The organism is Roseburia sp. MSJ-14 (genome assembly GCF_018918225.1).
GTDB lineage: Bacteria > Bacillota > Clostridia > Lachnospirales > Lachnospiraceae > Petralouisia.
This window is the reverse complement of record NZ_JAHLQD010000030.1, coordinates 1-1,856: the sequence shown is the minus strand read 5'-3', so window position 1 is coordinate 1,856 and position 1,856 is coordinate 1. Positions and strand designations below refer to the sequence as shown.

General features: G+C 39.9%; 1 protein-coding gene and 2 pseudogenes. All 3 read left to right on the top strand.

Annotation, left to right across the window (positions count from 1 at the left end):
- Window positions 1-143 precede the first annotated feature (143 nt).
- The gene (locus KQI83_RS17120) at window positions 144-635 is read left to right on the top strand and encodes a prealbumin-like fold domain-containing protein (protein WP_330622395.1); all 492 of its coding nucleotides are present in this window, start codon (window positions 144-146) and stop codon (window positions 633-635) included.
- A pseudogene (locus KQI83_RS16805) lies at window positions 619-1,362 on the top strand (SpaA isopeptide-forming pilin-related protein); the annotation flags it as partial. The gene KQI83_RS17120 and the pseudogene KQI83_RS16805, both read left to right, overlap by 17 nt.
- 103 nt (window positions 1,363-1,465) lie before the next feature.
- A pseudogene (locus KQI83_RS17230) lies at window positions 1,466-1,651 on the top strand (hypothetical protein); the annotation flags it as partial.
- Between the last annotated feature and the right edge of the window lie 205 nt (window positions 1,652-1,856).

The window sequence follows — 1,856 nt, the reverse complement described above, 5'->3', positions numbered from 1 at the left end:
AAAGATGGATTGTAATATATTCATAATAGAATTTTACAATAAAGAAAGACAAAGGAAAACCCCTTTCCCCTCATGATTGAGGGGCAGGGGAGTTGAGAGTGTCGAAGACACTTTCTTGTACGAGTGCTATTATATAGCCAGAGATAAAAATCTCTATAAACCATGCAGGTAAGGTAGAGACAACATCAAGCTGTGTATTCTGGCTCACAGGTAAAAGCGGTTATCAGGAGTTTATATCTGAAAAGCCTACAGCCGATCCGGTCAAAGCCTATATCAAGGTAAAGACTGAAAACATCGGATATGGTGAGCTTACAAAGACTGACGAGAGCAGTGGAGTAAAGCTTTCCGGTGCAGTTTATGGAATTTATTCTGACAGCGGATGCACCAACGGGGTGCAGACCATGACAACAGATGGAAATGGATATGCGAAGTCGGCAGCTCTTGTTGCAGGCACTTACTATGTGAAGGAGATTACAGCACCAAAAGGCTATGTTCTTTCGGATAAGGTTCATACTCTTACTGTAAGAGCAGGTCAGACAACAGGAATCTTCGCTACAGATAAGGAACAGCTTGGAGCAATCACAATCTATAAGGAAGGTGAAGGATTAAGCTCGTGTAATCAAGAAGGATTCTGATACAAAGCAGACAGCACTTGTACCAAATGCTGAGTTTAAGATTTTCAATCTTGAAAAGAACGAATATGTAACTCAGTACACGACTTATCCGTCAAAGGTTAAGCATACTTCATTCTTTACAGATGAGGATGGAGATTTGATCTTACCGGAAGCACTTAAAATCGGTAACTATCGCATTGAAGAGGTCAAAGCACCATTCGGATATGTGGTAAACGATAACTATATCAACATTTCGGTTGATACAGACACAGCATTTGAGACAGATGGAGATACCAATGATGCCATCATCACAGTGGAATATTCTGATGCCCCGGCAGTAGGAGAGCTTACTGTTGAAAAGAAGGGCGAGGTACTTGACGGATTCAAGGGCGGACTTTTTGCAAACTCTGAGGATAAGGAGTTTGTCTATAAAGAGGGTTCACTTGCAGGAGCAGTATTCAAGGTGTATGCAGCGGAAGATATTTTCACAGCAGACAACCAGAAGGACGCAGATGGTAAGCCTAAGACTTATGTTCCCTGTCATTTTTATTTTACGGAGGAAACGAAAGTGGTTGGAGAAAGAATCAGATATTACAGAAAACAGCAGAAGCTGACGCTCAGGGAATTAGGAGAAAAATGTGGCTTTATGAATCGTGGGGATGTAAGGATTGCCCAGTACGAGAGTGGTTCGAGAACCCCCAAGACAGGAACACTGAAAAGAATTGCCGCAGCTCTGGGAGTGGAACAGGAAGAATTGTTCTGTGAAGATTGCAGAAAATGTATGTTTCTGAAAAATTATTACAGAAAGAAAAGAGGCCATTTAATTCCGGATGAGGGGATAGATGAGGACTATTGGAGTATCAGAAGCACAGCTTCGTTTCGTAACAAATACTGCATCGGGAATGGGACTTATCAAGTGTGGTTCGGTGGTGATTCCTTTTGATAATCAGATCAGTAAGGATACAGATCTCTACAGACTGTATAACACCAATATTCAGGAGAAGATTGAGATGATGAAAAAGGAAAAACATCAATAAAAAGTCATTGAGAGGATTGCTATGTCTTGATATAATTAGTGTCTGCTGATTAAAAGAAAATCAGCTTAAAACTATTGATTTTACTATATTTTCTGCTCAAAGATGGTATAATAAAGTGCACGGTTTTAACAGAACTTAAATCTTTTTTCGTGCAGTTTTCAATAGAAAAATACCATTTACGGAGCGGAAAATAATGTACAAATAT